At 65.8% G+C, this 17,858-nt stretch carries 15 protein-coding genes; 10 read left to right on the top strand and 5 right to left on the bottom strand.

All coding sequences use genetic code 11. The features are described 5' to 3' along the window. Positions 1-180: 180 nt before the first annotated feature. Positions 181-2,559: a tRNA(Met) cytidine acetyltransferase TmcA gene (gene tmcA / locus HLAC_RS11530; RefSeq protein ID WP_015911017.1), complete on the bottom strand. Its 2,379-nt coding sequence runs from the start codon at positions 2,557-2,559 to the stop codon at positions 181-183. A gap of 128 nt (positions 2,560-2,687) precedes the next feature. Between tmcA and HLAC_RS11525 the strand changes: the two genes are divergently transcribed. Next, the gene (locus HLAC_RS11525) at positions 2,688-3,137 is read left to right on the top strand and encodes a UPF0179 family protein (protein ID WP_015911016.1); all 450 of its coding nucleotides are present in this window, start codon (positions 2,688-2,690) and stop codon (positions 3,135-3,137) included. Positions 3,138-3,173: 36 nt separating this feature from the next. On the opposite strand, the gene HLAC_RS11520 is transcribed toward HLAC_RS11525, so the two are convergent. Continuing rightward, on the bottom strand, positions 3,174-3,899 hold the full coding sequence (locus tag HLAC_RS11520) for a guanosine phosphorylase (RefSeq protein WP_015911015.1): 726 nt from the start codon (positions 3,897-3,899) through the stop codon (positions 3,174-3,176). A gap of 299 nt (positions 3,900-4,198) precedes the next feature. Between HLAC_RS11520 and HLAC_RS11515 the strand changes: the two genes are divergently transcribed. From HLAC_RS11515 to HLAC_RS18805, 7 genes are all read left to right on the top strand, one after another. Next, positions 4,199-4,993 (top strand): HpcH/HpaI aldolase family protein, encoded by a 795-nt coding sequence (locus HLAC_RS11515; protein ID WP_015911014.1) that lies wholly within the window; start codon positions 4,199-4,201, stop codon positions 4,991-4,993. 178 nt (positions 4,994-5,171) lie between these two features. Then, the gene (locus tag HLAC_RS11510; RefSeq protein WP_015911013.1) at positions 5,172-5,369 is read left to right on the top strand and encodes a hypothetical protein; all 198 of its coding nucleotides are present in this window, start codon (positions 5,172-5,174) and stop codon (positions 5,367-5,369) included. Between the two features lie 100 nt (positions 5,370-5,469). Then, entirely contained in the window at positions 5,470-7,191 is a 1,722-nt protein-coding gene (locus tag HLAC_RS11505) for a hypothetical protein (RefSeq protein WP_015911012.1), read from the top strand. Between the two features lie 89 nt (positions 7,192-7,280). Continuing rightward, positions 7,281-8,864, top strand: a complete 1,584-nt coding sequence (locus tag HLAC_RS11500; RefSeq protein ID WP_015911011.1) for a carboxypeptidase regulatory-like domain-containing protein — start codon at positions 7,281-7,283, stop codon at positions 8,862-8,864. Positions 8,865-8,926: 62 nt separating this feature from the next. Continuing rightward, positions 8,927-10,270 carry a hydroxymethylglutaryl-CoA synthase gene (gene hmgB / locus HLAC_RS11495; RefSeq protein WP_015911010.1) on the top strand — a complete coding sequence of 448 codons (1,344 nt, stop codon included), beginning with the start codon at positions 8,927-8,929 and terminating at the stop codon, positions 10,268-10,270. A gap of 133 nt (positions 10,271-10,403) precedes the next feature. Next, the gene (locus HLAC_RS11490; RefSeq protein WP_015911009.1) at positions 10,404-10,859 is read left to right on the top strand and encodes a 30S ribosomal protein S19e; all 456 of its coding nucleotides are present in this window, start codon (positions 10,404-10,406) and stop codon (positions 10,857-10,859) included. A gap of 289 nt (positions 10,860-11,148) precedes the next feature. After that, on the top strand, positions 11,149-11,715 hold the full coding sequence (locus HLAC_RS18805; RefSeq protein ID WP_141104766.1) for a hypothetical protein: 567 nt from the start codon (positions 11,149-11,151) through the stop codon (positions 11,713-11,715). Positions 11,716-12,090: 375 nt separating this feature from the next. Here the strand turns inward: HLAC_RS18805 and ppc are convergent, their stop codons facing one another. Next, complete coding sequence (gene ppc / locus HLAC_RS11485; RefSeq protein WP_015911008.1) at positions 12,091-14,793, bottom strand: phosphoenolpyruvate carboxylase; 2,703 nt, start codon at positions 14,791-14,793, stop codon at positions 12,091-12,093. Between the two features lie 220 nt (positions 14,794-15,013). On the opposite strand from ppc, the gene HLAC_RS11480 reads away from it, so the two are divergent. Next, positions 15,014-15,859: a Rieske 2Fe-2S domain-containing protein gene (locus HLAC_RS11480; RefSeq protein ID WP_015911007.1), complete on the top strand. Its 846-nt coding sequence runs from the start codon at positions 15,014-15,016 to the stop codon at positions 15,857-15,859. 80 nt (positions 15,860-15,939) lie between these two features. Then, complete coding sequence (locus HLAC_RS11475) at positions 15,940-16,278, top strand: DUF8113 family protein (RefSeq protein WP_015911006.1); 339 nt, start codon at positions 15,940-15,942, stop codon at positions 16,276-16,278. A 39-nt stretch (positions 16,279-16,317) separates the two neighbouring features. Here the strand turns inward: HLAC_RS11475 and HLAC_RS11470 are convergent, their stop codons facing one another. Together HLAC_RS11470 and HLAC_RS11465 are read right to left on the bottom strand one after the other, a co-directional pair. Then, positions 16,318-16,821 (bottom strand): DUF8060 family membrane protein, encoded by a 504-nt coding sequence (locus HLAC_RS11470; RefSeq protein ID WP_015911005.1) that lies wholly within the window; start codon positions 16,819-16,821, stop codon positions 16,318-16,320. Next, entirely contained in the window at positions 16,818-17,834 is a 1,017-nt protein-coding gene (locus tag HLAC_RS11465) for a DUF7490 domain-containing protein (RefSeq protein WP_015911004.1), read from the bottom strand. The genes HLAC_RS11470 and HLAC_RS11465 overlap by 4 nt, the downstream gene beginning before the upstream one ends. Positions 17,835-17,858 lie beyond the last annotated feature (24 nt).

Raw genomic sequence — 17,858 nt, 5'->3', positions numbered from 1 at the left:
CCTCCCCAGCCTCGTCGGTCGGCGCTTATAAGCGCCGACCGACTCCCTCGTGCGGGCTGTCGCCGGCGGCTCCGCCGCCGGCTGCCAGAGGGACCGGAGGTCCCTCGCTGCTCGCGGCCTATCGGCCGCTCGCAGGCGCACGCCACCGCATCTCGTTTATAAACATCCGCCGTCGATCCGTCAGTCGCTTATAAATCGCTCCCGCTCTTCGAGCGCGAACTCGGTCCCGTATCGCTCGACGAGCGGCTCGTAGGCGTCGCCGAGCGCCCGCATGCAGGCGGCCGTCGAGACGTACCCGAGTTCGTCGGCGACCGACTCCCACGGGCGGCCCTGCAGGACCTTTCGGACGAGCAGGCGCTCCTCGCGGTCGTCGAGGGCGTCGCCCGTCTCGCTCCCGTCGTCACCCTCGATCAGCGCCGCGAGCGCGAGGTCCCGGAACGCGCCGGGCGCGCTGTCGTACATCCCGGGACCGTACGACGCGCCCACGACGGAACGCCACTCGATCTCTGTCAGGTCGATCGGCATCGACGCGGGACAGGCTCGAAGCGCGCCGGCGACCACATCGGGGTCCACGTCGCGGTGGGCGTCCGAGAGCCCGTCGCGCTCGCGGTCGCGGAAGGCGGCGGCGTGGCGGTCGAGGAGGCGACTTCCCGGTCCGTCCTCGCCGGTCGGCCGAAGCATGATCGCGGAGTGTTCCCCGGAGGCGTCGTTACGGGAGGTCGAGAGGTGGACCGTCCGGTAGCCCGCCCGCCGCCAGAAGCGGAGCAGGCGCGGGGTCGCGCCGTAGCCGACCGAGAAGTAGTCGACGGTGTCGCCATCGCAGTCGCCGTCCGTGCCCCTCCCGCCGCCCTCGCCGAACTCCTCGTGGACCTCGTCGAGCAGGCGAGTACCGAACCCCTCGCCTCTGAGTGCGTGGTGAGTCGCGATCCGGACCGTCCGCAGGCCACACGGCTCGGCGGCGGTCTCGTCGCGGAGCTGGCTCGTGAGCACGTCCGGAACCATGTTGCCGCGGACGCGCTCGCCCTCGTACATCCGTCGGCGGGTTTCCGCGTCGAGCCTGCCCTCCCGCGCGAGCAGCGCGACCGCGACCACCCGCCCCTCGGCGACGAGCGCCCGTGCGGCGAGGTTCGGCGCGTCGAGTAGTCGCGCGAGGTCGTTCGGCTCCGTGCGGTAGTGGGCAGCGACGAGCAGCCCGAACGCTTCACGGAGTAGGGCCTCGTCCGCGAGCAGCTCGTCAGGGGTCAGCCGTCGGTACGTCGCGTCCCCGACCGCCGAGCCCGCGACCGCCTCGTCGACCGCCGGGCGCGCGTCCAACAGGAGCGCCCGCGACGCCCACGCCTCCACCGGGTCGTTTCGCGCGTACCGGATCGGCTCGTCGAGTCGCACATCTCGAACCGCGAACGGGCTCGCGCGCAGGCGCTCTTTAAACCGGATCGCGAACCCGCGACCGGCGCCCTCGTAGCCGTGGACCGTCGTGCAGAACGCGACCGCTGGCGCGTCGAGGAACCCCTCTAACAGCCGAACCGGGAGCGCGGCCGCCTCGTCGACGATCACGGCGTCCGGGTCGTCGGGGAGGTCGGCCGCCTCGGCGGGCGCGAGGAAGCGCACCCGCCCCCCGCCCGGCGCGTCGATGCGGTGGGTGTCGCCCTCGCTGTTCCGCTCGTTTCCGCCGTCGCCGTCTCCGTCCTCGCCGTCGCTCTCGCTCCCCTCGATCAGCTCGCTCGCTCGCGCGAACACCTCCGCCGCGTTGCGGAACGCCGGCGCCGTGACGAGCACGTCGGCGCCCGAGAGCGCGAGCGCGCCCGCCGCGATCCCCGCCGCGCTCGACTTCCCGCGCCCGCGGTCCGCCTCGGCGACGACCGCGTGTCCCGGCGTCGCCAGCGACTCGAATGCCCTCACCGCTCGCACCTGGTCGTCCGTGAGACACGCCTCGTAGGCCGCCGCCGGGAACGTCGCGTTCGGCGGGGCGTTTGGCGGCGTAGTCGGTTTCTCCGCCGTCGCCTGCACGGTCGGTTCTGCGGCCGCGTCGCCCCGAGAACCGACGAGCCCGTCGCGCTCGATCGCGTCGTTCCCGTCCGGGCCCGTCCCGAGCGAGACGACCGCGATCCCCGGATGCGACCGAAGCGTCCCGACGAAGCGCTCGCGAAACCGGCCCGTCACGTCCTCGATCCCGTAGGGCGGGACCGCGAGCGAGTCGTCGAATCGGTCGCGGATCGCGGGCCACGCGTCGAGGCCGGGAGTCAGGAGGACGAGGAGGCCGCCGCCGTCGACCGCGCCGACGCTCCGGCCGAGGGCGTTCGGGACGAACTGCTCGTGGCAGTCGAGGACGACGACCTCGCGGGTTCGGCCGAGTAGTTCATCGGTGCTCCGTGGGCGATGTTCCTCGAACCGGAACCCCTCGCGCGTGGAGACGATAGCGGTCGATGTGGGATCGACCGCCTCGATCGCGTCGTAGGCCGCGTCGATCCCGCTGTCGCGGTCGCCGGCGAACACGAGAACGCGCCGCTCGTTCGCCGCCTCGGCCTCCCGCTTCGCGTCCCGTGCCAGCGCCGCGATCATCGTTCGCTCGTCGTTGCCGGGGGGCGCGGATGTGTCTTGCCCTCCGGTCGCGCTGAGTCTCTCGCGGTCGCTTGTCCCGCGCTTCGCGAGGCGGGACGCTTACGGACTCTCGGCGCGTCCCTTCGGACATGACTACGGTCACGCTCATCGGCACGCGGCTCGCAGATACGGGCCGCGAATTCGTCTATCAGGGGGAGTCGCCCGACTGCGAGGGGTGCCCCTACCGGAGCCAGTGTCTCAACCTCTCCGAAGGGACCCGGTACCGCGTGACCGGGATCCGCGAGAACGCGCAGACCCTCGACTGCGCCGTCCACGACGCGGGCGTCCGCGCGGTCGAGGTCGAACCCGCGCCCGTCCCCGCGAACGTCCTGTCGAAGCAGGCGTACGCCGGCGGACGCGTGTCGCTCGCCGGCCCGTGCCCGCACACCGAATGTCCGAGCCACGGGTACTGCGTCCCCGACGGCGCCGATTTCGACGACGAACGCGTGATCGATCAGGTGCTCGGCGAGCCACCCCACGACGTGTGCGCGCTCGACCGAGACCTGACGCTGGTGGAGTTCAGAGCGGAAGACGGATAGAAAGACGGGTGAACGACGGAATACAGGCAGTCGGTTCTACAGTGCCGTGACCGCGTTCAGCGTGATCCGAATCGCGCGCTCGACGTTGTCCTTAGCCTTTTCCGGTAGTTCGTCGTCAGAGTCTGCGCCCTTCTGGTTGCCCGCGACGAGGTTGCCGTCGACGGTGCAGATCGCGCCGGCACGGAGCCCCTTGCGGCGTGCGAGCGCGAAGACGGTCGCCGCCTCCATCTCGATCGCGAGCAGGTTCGCGTCGTTCCAGTCGTCGACGTATTCGTCGCTCTCGTTGTAAAAGGCGTCGTCGGAGACGATCGGCCCGACGTGGATCTCCTCGTCGTTGTCCTCGGCGGCGCCGACGAGCTCGGTGAGCGCGTCGTAGTCGGGAACTGCGGGATACTCGACTGACTCGTACCGCTTGCTCGTCCCTTCCTCTTTGGCTGCGCCGGTCGCGACCACCATGTCGCCGACCTCCATGTCGGCCTGCAGGGCGCCGCAGGTGCCACAGCGGAGGAACGTCTCGACGCCGACTCGCGAGAGCTCCTCGACCGCGATCGCGGCCGACGGGCAGCCGATTCCGGTCGAACAGATCGTGAGGTCGGTCCCGTCGTAGCTCGCGTTGACGATCTTGTACTCGCGGTTCTGCGCGACGAGTTCGCTGTCGTCGCAGAGGTCCGCGATTCGATCGACCCGTCCCGGGTCACCGGGGATGATCGCGATCTCGTGGACGTCGCCCTCTTCGACCAGTAGGTGCGGCTGTTTCGCCATGTGCGCGGAGACACCCGCCGCGCGCAAAAACGGACCGGTCGGGAGCCGGGAGCGAACCGCACCCTCGGAGGATAGCGTCGACGCGTGCTTTCCGTCCAGCGTTATAGAGTCGCGCAATCGACCGGACCCCCTGTTCCAAATGGGGTGCAACGGCCCTGTTGAAACCCTCTTCTTCGGACCGCGTCTCGCCCGTCTGGTCGCCGGGGGTTGTTCTCGGACACTCCGGTAACAAGCGACTACCGAGTCCAGCCACGAATACGGCCTCTATAACAATTCGCCCGAGACCCGTCCACTTGCTTGTGACTGCTTCCCAACCCGCTAACGACCTCGCCGCGATCCTCGATGACGGCGACGTCGCACTCGGCGTCCTCGATAACACGTACAGTCCGACGCTCGTGGAGTTCTACGGCGAACTCGGCGTCGATTTCGTCTGGCTGGACTTCGAACACGGTGGCCCGGACCCGTGGGACGGGGGTCAGTTGGAAGACCTGCTCCGCGCCGGCGAACGAACGGACGTGGAGCTACTCGTCCGGCTTCCCGATACCGACCCGACGCTCGTCCGGAAAGCGCTGGACCTCGGCGCGAGAAACGTGTTCCTCCCGCGCGTAGAAACCGCCGAAGAAGTCCGAGACGCGGTGCGATCCGCTCGCTTTCGCTACGACGATGGCCCCGGCGATCGGGGGCTGGCCTCGCCGCGGGCGTCTCGCTGGGGGCTCGCCGACGAGTACGTCACCACCGAAGACCGGGAGACCCTCGTCGGCGTGACCGTCGAGACCGAGGCGTCCGTCGAGAACCTGGACGACATTCTCGCTGTCCCGGAGCTGGGATTCGTCTTTATCGGCCCGTTCGACCTCTCGGTATCACTCGGTTATCCCGGTGAAATTGATCATCCGAAGGTACGGGAAGCCGTCGAGACGGTTCGATCGAAGGCCGTCGACGCGGATGTCCCCGTCGGAGGCCTTGGGTTCGGGATGGATGATGTCAATGAAAAGGCGGGGAACGGCTACCAGATGCTGAACCTCGGGAGTACGACTGGGGCGCTCAAACAGACCGTCACTGGCTGGTTCGATGCCTATGAACAGAACGACGCTTGAGTCGCGTCCTTCCGTATCTTCGGGCGCCGCCTTCTGGTAGGAGGAAACCCGCGAAGACAATTTGATATCGCGAAATGAGCTTTATTTCTGGGTGGGTTCGATTGGCCCGATCGCCTCGACGACCACACTGATGCCATCCGATCGGCCGGTTTATCGCTCCCGCGCGCCAGATCCGGACATGAGCGACTCCGACGAACCCTCCGTTTCTCTCGCCTCGTCGATCGGCGCACTCGCGGTCACGTTTCTCCTCGTCACGCCGGTCGCCGGGACGCTGCTCGGGTTCAACTGGACGCAGGCCGTGTTGATCGGCGGGTTCGCCGGCTCCGTCTCCGTCGCGTCGGCGTGGCTGACGGCGCGGCGGACCGACGGCGACTGAGCTTCAGTAATCGCGACGTCGTCTTCACCCGTCCGAGCGGTTATCGCGACTGAGAGACCGGACGGAGGATTTTATACCCGTCCGGCATCGACATCTCGTAATGCGATTCAGTCGCGACCGTCGGGGCCAGTCGGTCGTGGTCGGGACGGTGGTCCTGTTCGGCTTCCTCATCTTGGCGTTGGGCATCTATCAGGTACAGGTCGTCCCCACCGAGAACGCGGATGTCGAGTTCGAACACAGTCAGGAGGTCGAAGACCACTTCGGAGATCTCCGAAACGGTGTTCTCGACGCCGCTGCCACGGCTTCGACGCGGTCGACGCAGATCCGGTTGGGAACGCGGTATCCTTCTCGGACGTTCTTCGTGAATCCCCCGCCCGTCTCCGGCTCGCTCACGACTCAGGAGACCGGTGAGCTCCGTGTGCGGAACGCGACGATTGGGGGCGATGCCACTCACGAGAACGTCGGTCTATTCTGGAACACGACCCCGACATTCGAGACGCGATCACTCCAGTATGATGCCGGTTACAACGAGTTCCGCGATGCCCCGCGTCTCACCTACGAGCACTCGGTGGTCGCTGCCGAGTTCGACGACGCGCTCCTCCTCCGATCGGGGCAGACCGTCTTGTCGGAAGACGGGAGCGTTTCACTGACCGCGCTTACCGGAACAGTCTCTGAGAACAGCGTCGAACGCCGGAGCGTCGATGTCCGGGCCGTCTCGGCGAGCGACACTACCGTCCCGATCGTCCCCAATAACGGATCGATCACGCTTGAACTCCCGACGGCAGTTGAGGATCCCGCCACGCTCGCGACCCGGTGGACGGAACGACTCCCGGCGGGCGCGACCGCCGCCGCCGACGAAGCCAACGGGACGGTGCGGATCACGCTGGCCAACGGCTCTGACCCGTCGAACCCGTACCGCCTAGGGCTTTCTGAGATATCGCTCGACACCACCGGAACGACCGAACCGGCATACATTGTTCCTGTTGACTCCGAAAGTGCCGTGCTCGGCGAGCAGGTTCTCGTTGAGGTCCGAGACCGGTACAACAACCCGGTTCCAGACGCGACAGTCTCGTTCGACGGTGTGAACCGGACGACTGACGATGACGGACAAGCCGCTTTTGAGCCGACAGGGACGGGGTCGCTCACCGCCACAATCAACGGGACCGTGGGGCCGGCCTACGAGTCGGTCGTCTTCGACGTGTCCGAAAGTGGCGGCGGAGCCCCCACAAACCGGACGTTCGATGTCGAATGGGACGAGTCAGATCCAGCCACCATCGAGGAAGGGACGAGCGAATCGCTTGACATTCTCGTCTCGGACAGCACATCAGGCGAACGAATCGACGGTGCCGCGGTCGATGTCTCCTTCGCGCCGCGAGGCACCGTTAACGGGCCGCCAAGCATCTCGAATCCGCCGGTGACCGATTCGGACGGTCGGACGACGGTTTCGTTCGGTACCAACGATGCTCAGGCAGGCGACTCGTTTGACTTGTACGCGTCTTCCGGTGACGACGTGGACCGGATTGTCGTCGACATTGTTCCCTTGATGACCATATACGACGTTGTGAGTGTCGATCTACAGTCCGCGGGAGGTAACGACATCGATGTCACATTCGAAATCGACACCAACGACCCCGACGCGCAGGTGAACGTTCAGTCGATCCGGAGCAACGGGGACATGCGGGATGAGACCGGACTCATCGATGCCTCCGATGGCCAACAAACCGTAACCATCGGGGGCGGTAACCAGGCCGTCGAGGTCCGCGTCATCCTCTACGACGGAGCGGGGGTCGAGCAGGACCGGCAGACGGTTCCATATCCCTAACTTTTGACGGTCAGTTTGAGTCTCTCACGGAATTATCGCCCTCGATAGTCGTAGCGGGGTATTGAAATACCGCGTCGCTCTCCGTCAAGATGACTGATTCTCTCATGTCTCGTCCCACCAGCGCCCGCGCTCAGTCGGAGACGGTCGGGACGGTGCTGCTACTCGGCGTCTTCGTCATAGCCGCCGGCGCGGTCGGGGCGGCCCTCGTCAGTGACGTGGCTTCTGACGGAGATGAGATCGTCGTTTCCGCCGATATGACGGCTGATAGGTCCGATCTCGATGTCAGCCACCTCGGCGGCGACGCTGTCTCGAATAGCGATCTCACGGTGATCATCAAGGCCGGCGAGAACCGTACTCGGATCGCGTTCGCTCCGCCCTCGGGAGAGTTCGCCCCCGGCGACCGCCGCACCTTCTCGGACGCGCTCGTCGCGAACGCCTCGAACGATCTCCTGCTCGTCCACCAACCGTCTGGCACGGTGCTCGAGCGGGCTTCGCTCGCGCCGGAACCGGCTCCGACCGTCGAAACGGGTGTCATCGAGGGGACGGTCGTCGGTGCAGACCCGATCACCTCGGCCGCCTCGGGCGCTACGTTCGGGCTCCGGCGCTCCGTCACACCCGTCACCGGTGCGACCGTCACCGCCGAGGAAGCTGGCCGCGTCGCTGAGGCGACCACAACTGCGGACGGGGCCTATCAGTTCGAGGCCCTCAAACCGGGAGAGTACGAGGTCACCGTGATGGCCGTCGGGTTCATTTCGGTGACTAGACCCGTCACCGTCGAGGCCAACAAGACGGTAACCGAGAACTTCGAACTCGATCCCCTCGCACCCGCCGAGTTCGCGGTGACGATCGACGATGTCGACACTCGGGTCGACGCGGGAGAACCGGTCGTCGTGAATGCGACCGTCGAGAACATCGGTGATGAGGGGGGGACGCAAACGATCGATCTCTCCGCGGCCGGCGCCGTCGTCGACGAGGAGACGATCACCCTCGCTGGCGGCGAGAGCCGTCAGATATCGCTGGCGTGGCAGACGCTTCCGACCGATGTCGGCGAGGTCGAACTCGCGGCCGCGAGCGAGACCGACACGGCGACGACGACCGTCAGGGTGCTGGACGCCGAGACCGACGCGGTCGCGTACCTCGATCGCGACGGGGACGGCTCGGCGGACGAGACGTTCACAGCGGCTGAGATGGCGTTCTTGAACGACCTTAACGGTCGATTCGTCGTGTTCGACGACGCGAGAGTCGCCGGATCGGTGGCGGTCGACGCCGACCGCATCGCAGTCGAGGAGGACGTGACCCTCTCCGCGACCGCGATCGAACTGGTCGGCGAAGACGGCGTGTCACTCGGCGAAGGGTCGACGCTCGACACGTCAAGCGAATGGTTATTCGGCTCGTCGACGGGCGACGTGACGGTCCGGTCCGACGGTCGAATCGACGCGCGGGGTGTCAGCGTGACGACCGCCGCACGGGCGCTCTTCGGGGCGTCAGCCGGCGATATCGACATTTCCGCCGAGGGCGACGTGGACGTGATCCAAGGGGCCTTCGACGCGACCGGCCAAGCGCTGTTCGGCTCCGGTGACGGAACGATCCGGATCGCGAGCGACGGCGGGACCGTCACCGCGACCGGTGCGGCCTTCGATCCGGATCCGACGATCGAGTCCGCCGGCGAATAGTTCCACGATCGACGTAACCGACCATCGACAAAGCCATATGCTGGCCGTCTGAAGAACCGTTCATGACTGAAGTCGGCATCGACGCCGTCGAGATCTGGACCGGAAAGCTCAAGCTCGACTTGCCGGGCACGTTCGCGCCGGAGAAGGGCGACGACCCGGAGAAATACACGAAGGGGCTCGGACTCAACAACTCCTCGTTCCCGGACGTGTACGAGGACATCGTCACGATGGGCGCGAACGCGGCGAAGGGGCTGATGGACCGGAAGGGGTTGAAGCCGGAGGACATCGGCCGGATCGACGTCGCCACCGAGTCGGCGTTCGACCACTCCAAGCCGGTGTCGACGTACATCGCCGGCTGTCTCGAACAGGTGTACGACGGCGACTTCACCCACGCCAACAAGGGCGAGCGCAAGTTCGCGTGTCTGGCCGGCACGCAGGCGATCGACGACGCCTACAACTGGATCCGCGCCGGACGGAACCGCGACCGCCCGGCGATCGTCATCACGACCGACACCGCGCTGTACGCCCGCGGCGACCCCGGCGAGGCGACACAGGGCGCCGGCGCCGTCGCGATGCTGATCGACGAGGACCCCTCGATCGTCGCGCTCTCGACGGAACAGGGATACGGCTCGAAAGACGAGACGGACTTTCTAAAGCCGAATCAGCAGTTCCCCAGCGTCGACGGCAAACGCTCGGTGCAGGTGTACCTCTCCCGGATGCGAGAGGCCTTAGAAGACTACGAGTCGGTCACCGATGACATTGAACTCGACGACTTCGTGTACGCCCCGTTCCACACGCCGTTCCCCGGTATGGTCCGAAAGGCGGCGCTTCTGGCGTACCGCCACGTCATCCGCGATACGGAGTACGAAGACGCGCTCGCCGGCGAGATCGGCCGGCAGCCACGGGAGGCCGACTTCGTCGACCGCGAGGCCTACGAGGAGGCCATTCGCGACTACATGGACAAGCTGAAAACCACCGAGCAGTACCAGACGTGGTACGACACCGTCGTGGAGCCGACGCTTGGCCTCTCGCGAGAGGTCGGCAACTGGTACACCAGCTCGGTCCACATCGCGCGGATCAGCGCGCTGCGAGACGCCCTAACCCGCGACCGCTCATTCGTCGGCGACACGCTGCTCGTCGCCTCCTACGGCTCCGGCGCACAGGCAGAGATACACGCGGAGACGGTCCGTGAAGGCTGGCGCGAGGAGATCGAGGAGCTCGACATCGACGACCGGCTCGCGGCCCGCTACGACCTCACGTGGGAGGAGTACGAGGATGTCCACGACGTGCACGAGTACGACATGGACGTGGAACGCGAGATCGAGGAGTTCACGCAGCCGGAGGCGGAGTTCGTCTTCACCGGCTGGGGTCGGATGAACGAGCGGAAGTACGAGTACGTCGAGTAGCTTCTCAGAGAGTCGACGGCGAGATATCGCCCTCGCGATCTTGTTTCTGTGGCTCCGCTACCCGTGAAAACCGGTCACACGACGCTTCTCGAATACGATGGGTTTAAACGACGTTAGGCTGAAATTCACCTCAATGGTAACCATCTACGACGTGCCGGCCGACGCCCTCATCGAGGAAGTCGCCGCACGACTCGAAGACCGGATCGACGAGCCCGACTGGGTCGAATTCGCCAAGAGCGGCGCCGGCAAGGAGCTCCCGCCGGAACAGGAGGACTTCTGGTACGTGCGCTCCGCCAGTCTCCTCCGAAAGGTCGCCCAGAACGAGCCGATCGGCATCGAGCGGCTCGCGACCGAGTACGGCTCGAAGAAGCGCGGTTCGAACCGCTACTCCGTCCGCCCCGGCGAGCACGAGGGCGGCTCCCGCAAGCTCATCCGCGCGTCGCTGCAGGCCCTCGAAGAGGACGGGCTCGTGACGACCGCCGCCGGCGAGGGTCGCCGGATTTCCGACGACGGCGAGGCCTTCCTCTCCGAGGTCGCCGCCGACGTCTTCGAGGACCTCGACCGGCCGGAACTCGAACGCTACGCGTAGACCGCTGATTCGTCTTTTCCACGTTATCGCTCGCTCCAGAGCCGCGGCTCTCGGAGTTTCGTTCCGCCAATTCCGCCGATAATCGCCTGTCCAGCGGCTCTTCTCTTGTGTCGCGCTCGGTGACGATCGTCCCGCGTTCGCCGACGTATACCGGATGATGCTATATAGAACCTATCTCCTGAAGGCAGGCACGTCAGAAATAATCGCTTGATTCTCTGAGGGATGAATCAGTCAAACGGCCCTTTGTTCTTACTGAAAGCATTTATGCATCGAGTAACAATTTATTTACATGAATCGCCGTACCTACCTTGGTACTATTGGAGCGAGCGTCACTGCACTCGCAGGCTGTACTGCCCTTGGTGAGTCGAATACTACACCCTCAACACAAGAGCCGTCTGATTCGGGATGTAGTGATAACCTCCAACCACTTGCGATTAATTTCGAGGAAGACTATAACGTTCGGCATGGAACCGCTCACGGATTCGAACTTACCGCCTCCCCAGAGACTGTCTCTCTCGGGGGAAGACTCACTTTCCGGCTGGAAAATACAACGAATCAAGTGCAAACTACCCCAAACAAGGAACTCTTTGCTATCCAGAAGAGGATTGATGGAGCGTGGAAACACCTCTTCTACGTAGACGAAAGTCACGGGTACGACGCAAACGCCGTCGTGCATGAACCGGGAGGAGGATTCAAATGGTCATTTTCGGTAACACGGGAAGGACTGTCTACTGAAGGGCACCATATCTGCTCTGATATTGTACCGGGAAAGTACCGATTTGTATATTTCTGGATGAACGGGAGTGACGAACAGAGTGGCAAGGCGGTTGCAGTTCAATTCACTGTTAAAGAGTAACCGACTGCACTTCTCAGTCACCCTCCACTCTAATTACCATCAAAATAAATGCCATTATATAAGATATTTCTCGTGCTATCGAGTAGTGACAGTCGCTCAGCCTACTGAATTTCCGTTCGACCACGATGGGACCTTTTCGTAGAGAATAAACAAGTCGAAAGAAACCTCGGTTCAACCGATTATTTGGTCACATGCCTACCTTCTGGATCTCTCGCTGTTGAGCGACAGGCCGCCGGCGCCGGCGCGATCGGATCGCCGGCGCGTCGGCTATCTGAGTGTAATCGAGAAAAATGATGGAGGGACGGAACGTCGCTCGGACCAGCGTCGAGCGGCCGGCAGCGAGCGGGCCGGTGGGCGAGCGGGTCGTTGGGCGAGCTACCCCGTGTTCTTCATCCCGGCGGCGATGCCGTTGACGGTGAGTCGGAGCGTTCGCTCCTCCTCTTCGGTGCGGTGGGTCCGCCCGAGCAGGTTCGCCTGCAGCAGGTTCAACGGATCGACGTAGGGATTCCGCCGATCGAGGCTCTCGGCGAGCCACTCGCGACGGATCAACTCGTCGCGGCCGCTGATCTCCAAGACGAGCTCGCGCCCACGCTCGTACTCGCCGATCAGTTCGGGGAAGAAGCGCTCGCGGAGGTCGTCGTCCGCGAGGTCGGCGTACTCGGCGGCAATCTCCGGTTCGGTGCGAGCGAGGGCGAGCGCCGCGTTGTTAAGCGTCGTGCGGAAGAACGGCCACTCCGCGTACATCTCTTGGAGCGTCTCGAAGCCCTCCTCCTCGCCGACCTCGTCAAGGTAGGCGTCGATTCCGGATGCGAGCGAGTACCAGCCCGGGAGGATGAGCCGGGTCTGCGTCCACGAGAACACCCACGGAATCGCCCGCAGGTCCTCGACGGTGCGCTCGCCGGAACGCGAGGCGGGCCGCGAGCCGAGGTTGAGGTTCTCGACGACCGAGATGGGCGTCGCCTGCCCGAAGTAGGAGACGAACCCGTCGGTGTTTAAGAGATCGCGGTACGTCTCGCGGGCGGCAGGCGCCATCGTCTCCATCGCGTCGACCCAGCTGTCGGGCACGTCCTCGGTGGGCTCCTCAGTGGCCTCCTGACGCGCGCGGATCTGCGCGTCGAGCATCTGTTCGAGCTCGCGCTCGGCGATTCGGCGGTTGGCGTACTTCTCGGCGATCGCTTCGCCCTGTTCGGTGAACTTCACCTGCCCCGTGACGGTCTCGTTGGGGAGCGCAAGCAGGGCCTCGTTCATCGGGCCGCCGCCCCGCGAGATGGAGCCGCCGCGCCCGTGGAACAGCCGGAGGGTGACATCCTCCTCGCGGCAGAACCGCGCGATCTGACGCTGGTTCTCGTAGAGGTCCCAGTTCGCGGCGAGGAACCCGTTCTCCTTGTTGGAGTCGGAATAGCCGAGCATCACCTCCTGAATCTCGCCGCGGACCTCCAGAGCGGTCGCGTACGCCTCGTTGTCGAACAGCTCCCCGAGGATGCGCTCGGCGCCGTTGAGCGCGGATTCGGTCTCTAACAGGGGGACGACGTCGAGCCCGCAGTGGTCCGGCAACGAGACGACGCCGACCTGATCGGCCAAGAAGAGCACTTCGAGCACGTGGCTCGGCTCTTCCGTCATCGAGATGCAGTAGGTGTCGATCGCCTGCGGGCCGTACTCGTCCTGCCACTCGGCGAACTCCTGGAACCGGCGAAGCACGCGCTCGGTGGTCTCGGAGACGTCGCCGGGCTCGTCGGCGTCGACGACCGGGTCGTCCTGTAAGATCGCCTCGGTGAGGAACTCCTGACGGGCGTCCTCGTCCATTTCTCGGTAGTCGACGCCTTCGACGGCGACCGTCTCGGCGACCGTTTCGGTGTGTTTCTCGCGGTGGTCGCGGAGGTCTAGCGACGCGAGCGTGAGCCCGAACGTGTCGACCTGCCGCCGGAGCGGCTCGACGAAGGACTCGCGGACCGCGTCTTGGCCGTCGGTCGCCAGCGAATCGGCGATAACGTCGAGATCCGCGAGAAACGCGTCGCCGTCAGGGTACTCGCCGGGGCGCACGTCGTCGACGCGGTCGAGCCGCTCGCGCATCAGGCGGAGCTTCTGACGGTACGGCTCGTCGGGGTAGCGCTCGCGCGCCTCCTCGACGACCGTCGGGAACCGTTCGACGTCGGCCGCCAGCGACTCGGCGAGCCGGTCGTCGACCGCGTATCGCTCGCCGTCCTGACTCAACACGGCCGAGAGCCGCTTGCAGCGGTCGCGGTACTTCTCGACGGCGACCTCGCGCTGGCGCGCCAGCGTCTCGTCGGTGACCTCCGGCGTGACGAACGGGTTGCCGTCGCGGTCGGAGCCCGCCCACGAGCGGAACTCGAAGAGCTTGGGGCAGTCCACGTCGTCGTACTCCTTCGAGATGGTCTCCTCGAACTCCTCGTAGGCGTCGCCCACGACATCGAAGAGAGTGTTTTCGAGGTACCACTGAACGTTTCGTGCCTCGTCTTCGGGCTCCGGGCTCCGCTGGCGCACCTGTCGGGTGCTCCAGAGGCTGGTCACCTCGGCGGTGATGTCGCGCCAGATCGCGTTCCGCTCGCGCTCGGTGAGGTTGCGCTCGTCGAGCGCTTCGAGGTGGTTGGCAATCGATCGGAGCTTCGCCTTCACGGTGGCTTGCCGGGCCTCGGTGGGGTGGGCGGTGAACGTCGGCTCGATGAGTACGTCCGCTAACAGTTCCCGGAGCTCGTCGGGCCCGACGTCGGCCTCCGCGAACTCGGCGATTGTGGCATCGAAGGAGTCGTGAAGGGATCCGTTCTCGTCCGCATTTCGGATTGCGCGGACCCGTTCGCGTTCCTCGGCGAGGTTGATAAGCTCGAAATACGTCGTGAACGCGCGAGCGACGATCTCCTCTCGGGTCGTCGACAGCTCCTCGACGGACTCGCGAAGGATATCCCGGCTCGCCGCGTCACCGCGTCGGTAGTCGATCGCCGCGTGTCGGAGGTCCTCGACCGTCTCGTACGCCTCGGTGGAGGTCTGTGCGGAGAGGACGTCTCCCACGAGCGCGCCGAGCTCGCGCACGTCTGTCCGCACGTCTCGATTGTGCAACACCATACCACAGGTACATCCGTCGGGCTGGGTTAAAAGCGATGCCCGAACGAAAGCTTGCCTCAGTTTTGAGTAAATATATCGATCGATCGTTCAACAGTTCGCCGACGGGTCGGACCGCTGACGCGTCAGCGGCTTGGTCGCTGACGCGCTGACAACTCATGGCCATTCCCGCTCGGGTGGAGGGTTCGTCACCCTTTTTACCGGTCCAACCCGAGCAACGCGTATGAGTCAGTCCGACAAGTATCCGGCCGAGTCCGGCCGGCGCCGCTTCGTCAAGGGCGTCGTCGGCGGCGCGGCCCTTTCGGGGGTCGGTGCGATGGGGTCGGCGACGGTGAACACCCTGACGACCTCCGGCGGCGTCGGCGGGGGGTCGACCATCGCGATGACGATCGAGAAGACCGGCGGCCCGGCGCCACGCGGCCTCCCGCAGGTTCCCGTGGAAGTCACCGACGACGGGTATATCCGCGGGATCTGGCCCGAAACGCAGACCATCACGCAGGAGGGCCAAGAGATCCAGGTCGCACAGGAGCAGCTCGGCGGGAAGACCTACACCGGCGCGTGGTACCAGTACTGCGGCGTCGAGTCGCAGGAGAACATTGAGCCGGACTACGAGGCGGAAGACAACCTGTTCCGCGCCGCGCCCGGGAAGTACGACTGGATGGACGAGGTGTACGACGAAGGCGAGCGGATCCACATCGACGATTTCGACGACTACGACGAGTGGGGCAACGGGATCGGCGACGACGGCGTGGGGAAGCCGGCCTCGGTCACGTGGCGGTCGCAAAACGCCGAGACCGCCCTCAACGTGAACGTCATCCGCTCGTCGCGGATCGAGGAAGCCGTCGAGAACTCGGGCGACGAGTGGCTCGAAGCGTCCACCGACCAGGGGTTCGTCGCGTACCTCAACGTCTGTACGCACTTCTGCTGTATCCCCGACTACAAGGTGCTCGAGGAGTCGGCTCGGTACGACGCCGCGAACGGGGTCTACTGCGTCTGTCACCAGTCAGTGTACAACCCGTTCACGCTCGAAGAGGCGCTGTTCATCGCTCGTCCGCGGCCGGACGAGTAGCCGGCAGACCCGCGGAACCCCCGAAACTGCGCGTCCCGACGGGCGCCGCGCTTTTCTCCCCGCTTCGCGTACAATTTCCCATGAGCGACGACGAGGGTCCCGCAGACGGATCGACGGCCGGCGACGACGCGTTCGCGGCGGAGATCGATCGCGCCCGCGCCCTCCTCGACGGCGAGGGGATCGAGGCGGTCCACGTCGGGGTCGTCCGCGACGGCGAGATCGACACCACGTTCGCCCAGCGGAGCGACGGTGACTCGGACAACGAGGGGCTCCGTGCGCTCGCACTGTTGGCCGCGCACGTCCGGCTGGTCGCGAACGAGGCAGGCGTCGAGGCCTCCACCGTCGCGGGCGACGCGGCGACGCTCGCGGGACAGGTCGAGCGGATTCCGGCCAGCACCGACGACCTCCCTGAGGAGTAGGCGGTCGTCGAGAGTGACTTAACCGTTATTTGTCCTTTCTCAGACGCCCGACTCGCTCCGGCGGATCCGGTAGAGCTGGTGGGCGACGCCGGCAAGCGCCACGAGTAGCACTGCGAAGTTGAACACGGCGAGGGCGATCGGCTGGTAGGCCGGGTCGAGCCACGTCCGGATCGCTCGGCCGGCCTGACTGTAGAAGCCCCAGCCGGCGATCAGCGCGAGTAGGATCAGCGCCGCCAGCCCAATCCGGTCGATGAGCCCGCGGAGGTCGTCGGTCGAGAGTCGACCGAACCGGCCATCGTCGCCGTTCGAGTCCCTCTGTGTGTCCTCCTTCGCATCGCTCTCAGGGTCGGTCGTGCGCGCTGCGCGATTCGTGTCAGGTGTGTCGTCGGCGTCGGTGGCGATGTCGGTCATGGGTCCGGTGAGTGAGTCGGATGTGTCGTCTGGGGCGATGTCGTCGGGGTCGGTACCGTCGGGGTCGCTGTTTGAGTCGCCGCGGTCGTCACTAGTGTCGCCGGCGTCGCCGTGGCCGCGCTCGTCGGTCATGGTCTCCTCCGTGCGACGAGGATCGCGGCGACGAGCGCGACGAGCGCGGCGAGGGGCCCGAAGCCGGGCGTCGAGTCTCCGGCGCTCTCGCCGTCCGTACCCCGATCGGGAGCGTCGGCGACGTCCGCCGCGTCGTCGCTCCCTCGCGTGAAGTCCTCGACGGCGAACTCCACTTCTTCGACCGTCTCGTTCGCGGTGATCCTCTCCCGGGGGTTCAGGTTGGCGACGCCCTGCGTCTCGTCGATGAGCACGTCGTCGCTCCACAGCGCGGCGTCGACGTAGTAGTTGTAGTTGGCGGGCACCTCGACGGTCGTCGTCACGGTGTCGGTCCGGCCGGGACGGACCTCACCGACGGTCTCGCTCGCCTCGTCGGCGATCACGTTCGACTCCGACTGCCGGAGCAGTACGCGGAGATCGAGCGGTTCCGAGACGGCGTCGCCGCGGTTCGTCACCGAGAGCGACACCGATAGTGTGGCGGTCTGGTTGTCCGCCTCGCTGACGCTGACCGCGACGGTCGGCCAGACGTTGCTTTCGGTGAAGCCGACGCGCGAATCGGCGTAGTCGGGAGTAAGTGCTGCGACGCCGCCGACGCGAGTCGTCTGGCTCGCGCGCCGCTCGCCGTCGGCGAAGACGACGGTCTCGATCCGATAGCCGCCTTCGCGCTCCACGTCAACGGAACCGTTTATCGTCCGTTCGCCGCCGCCGTCGACGGTGCCGACATCGACCGTCGTCTCGTCGACGAGCAGTCCCGAGTCGGCGCCGATCGCGCGGTGGCGGACCGTGACGTTCTCGACGGCCGAACCTCGGTGTCGGAGGTCGACTCCGAGCCGGAGCTCTGCGGTCTCACCGCGTACCTCACCCGGTGAGACGACCGTGTCGACGATGCGTACGTCGCCGGGGCGCTCGTCGGCCTCGCGCGGGTCAACGATCGCGTCCGGTGCGGCGACGGCGCCGACCGCGCCCGCGAGCAGGAGCGCGGCGGCGGCCGCCAGGAGGGCAGTTCGCGTGTCCATACCCGACACGTCTGAACGACAACA

It is taken from the genome of Halorubrum lacusprofundi ATCC 49239 (assembly GCF_000022205.1).
In the GTDB taxonomy this organism is placed as follows: Archaea; Halobacteriota; Halobacteria; order Halobacteriales; family Haloferacaceae; genus Halorubrum; species Halorubrum lacusprofundi.
Note: the sequence above shows the minus strand (reverse complement) of the source record. Positions and strands in the feature narration are given on the sequence as shown.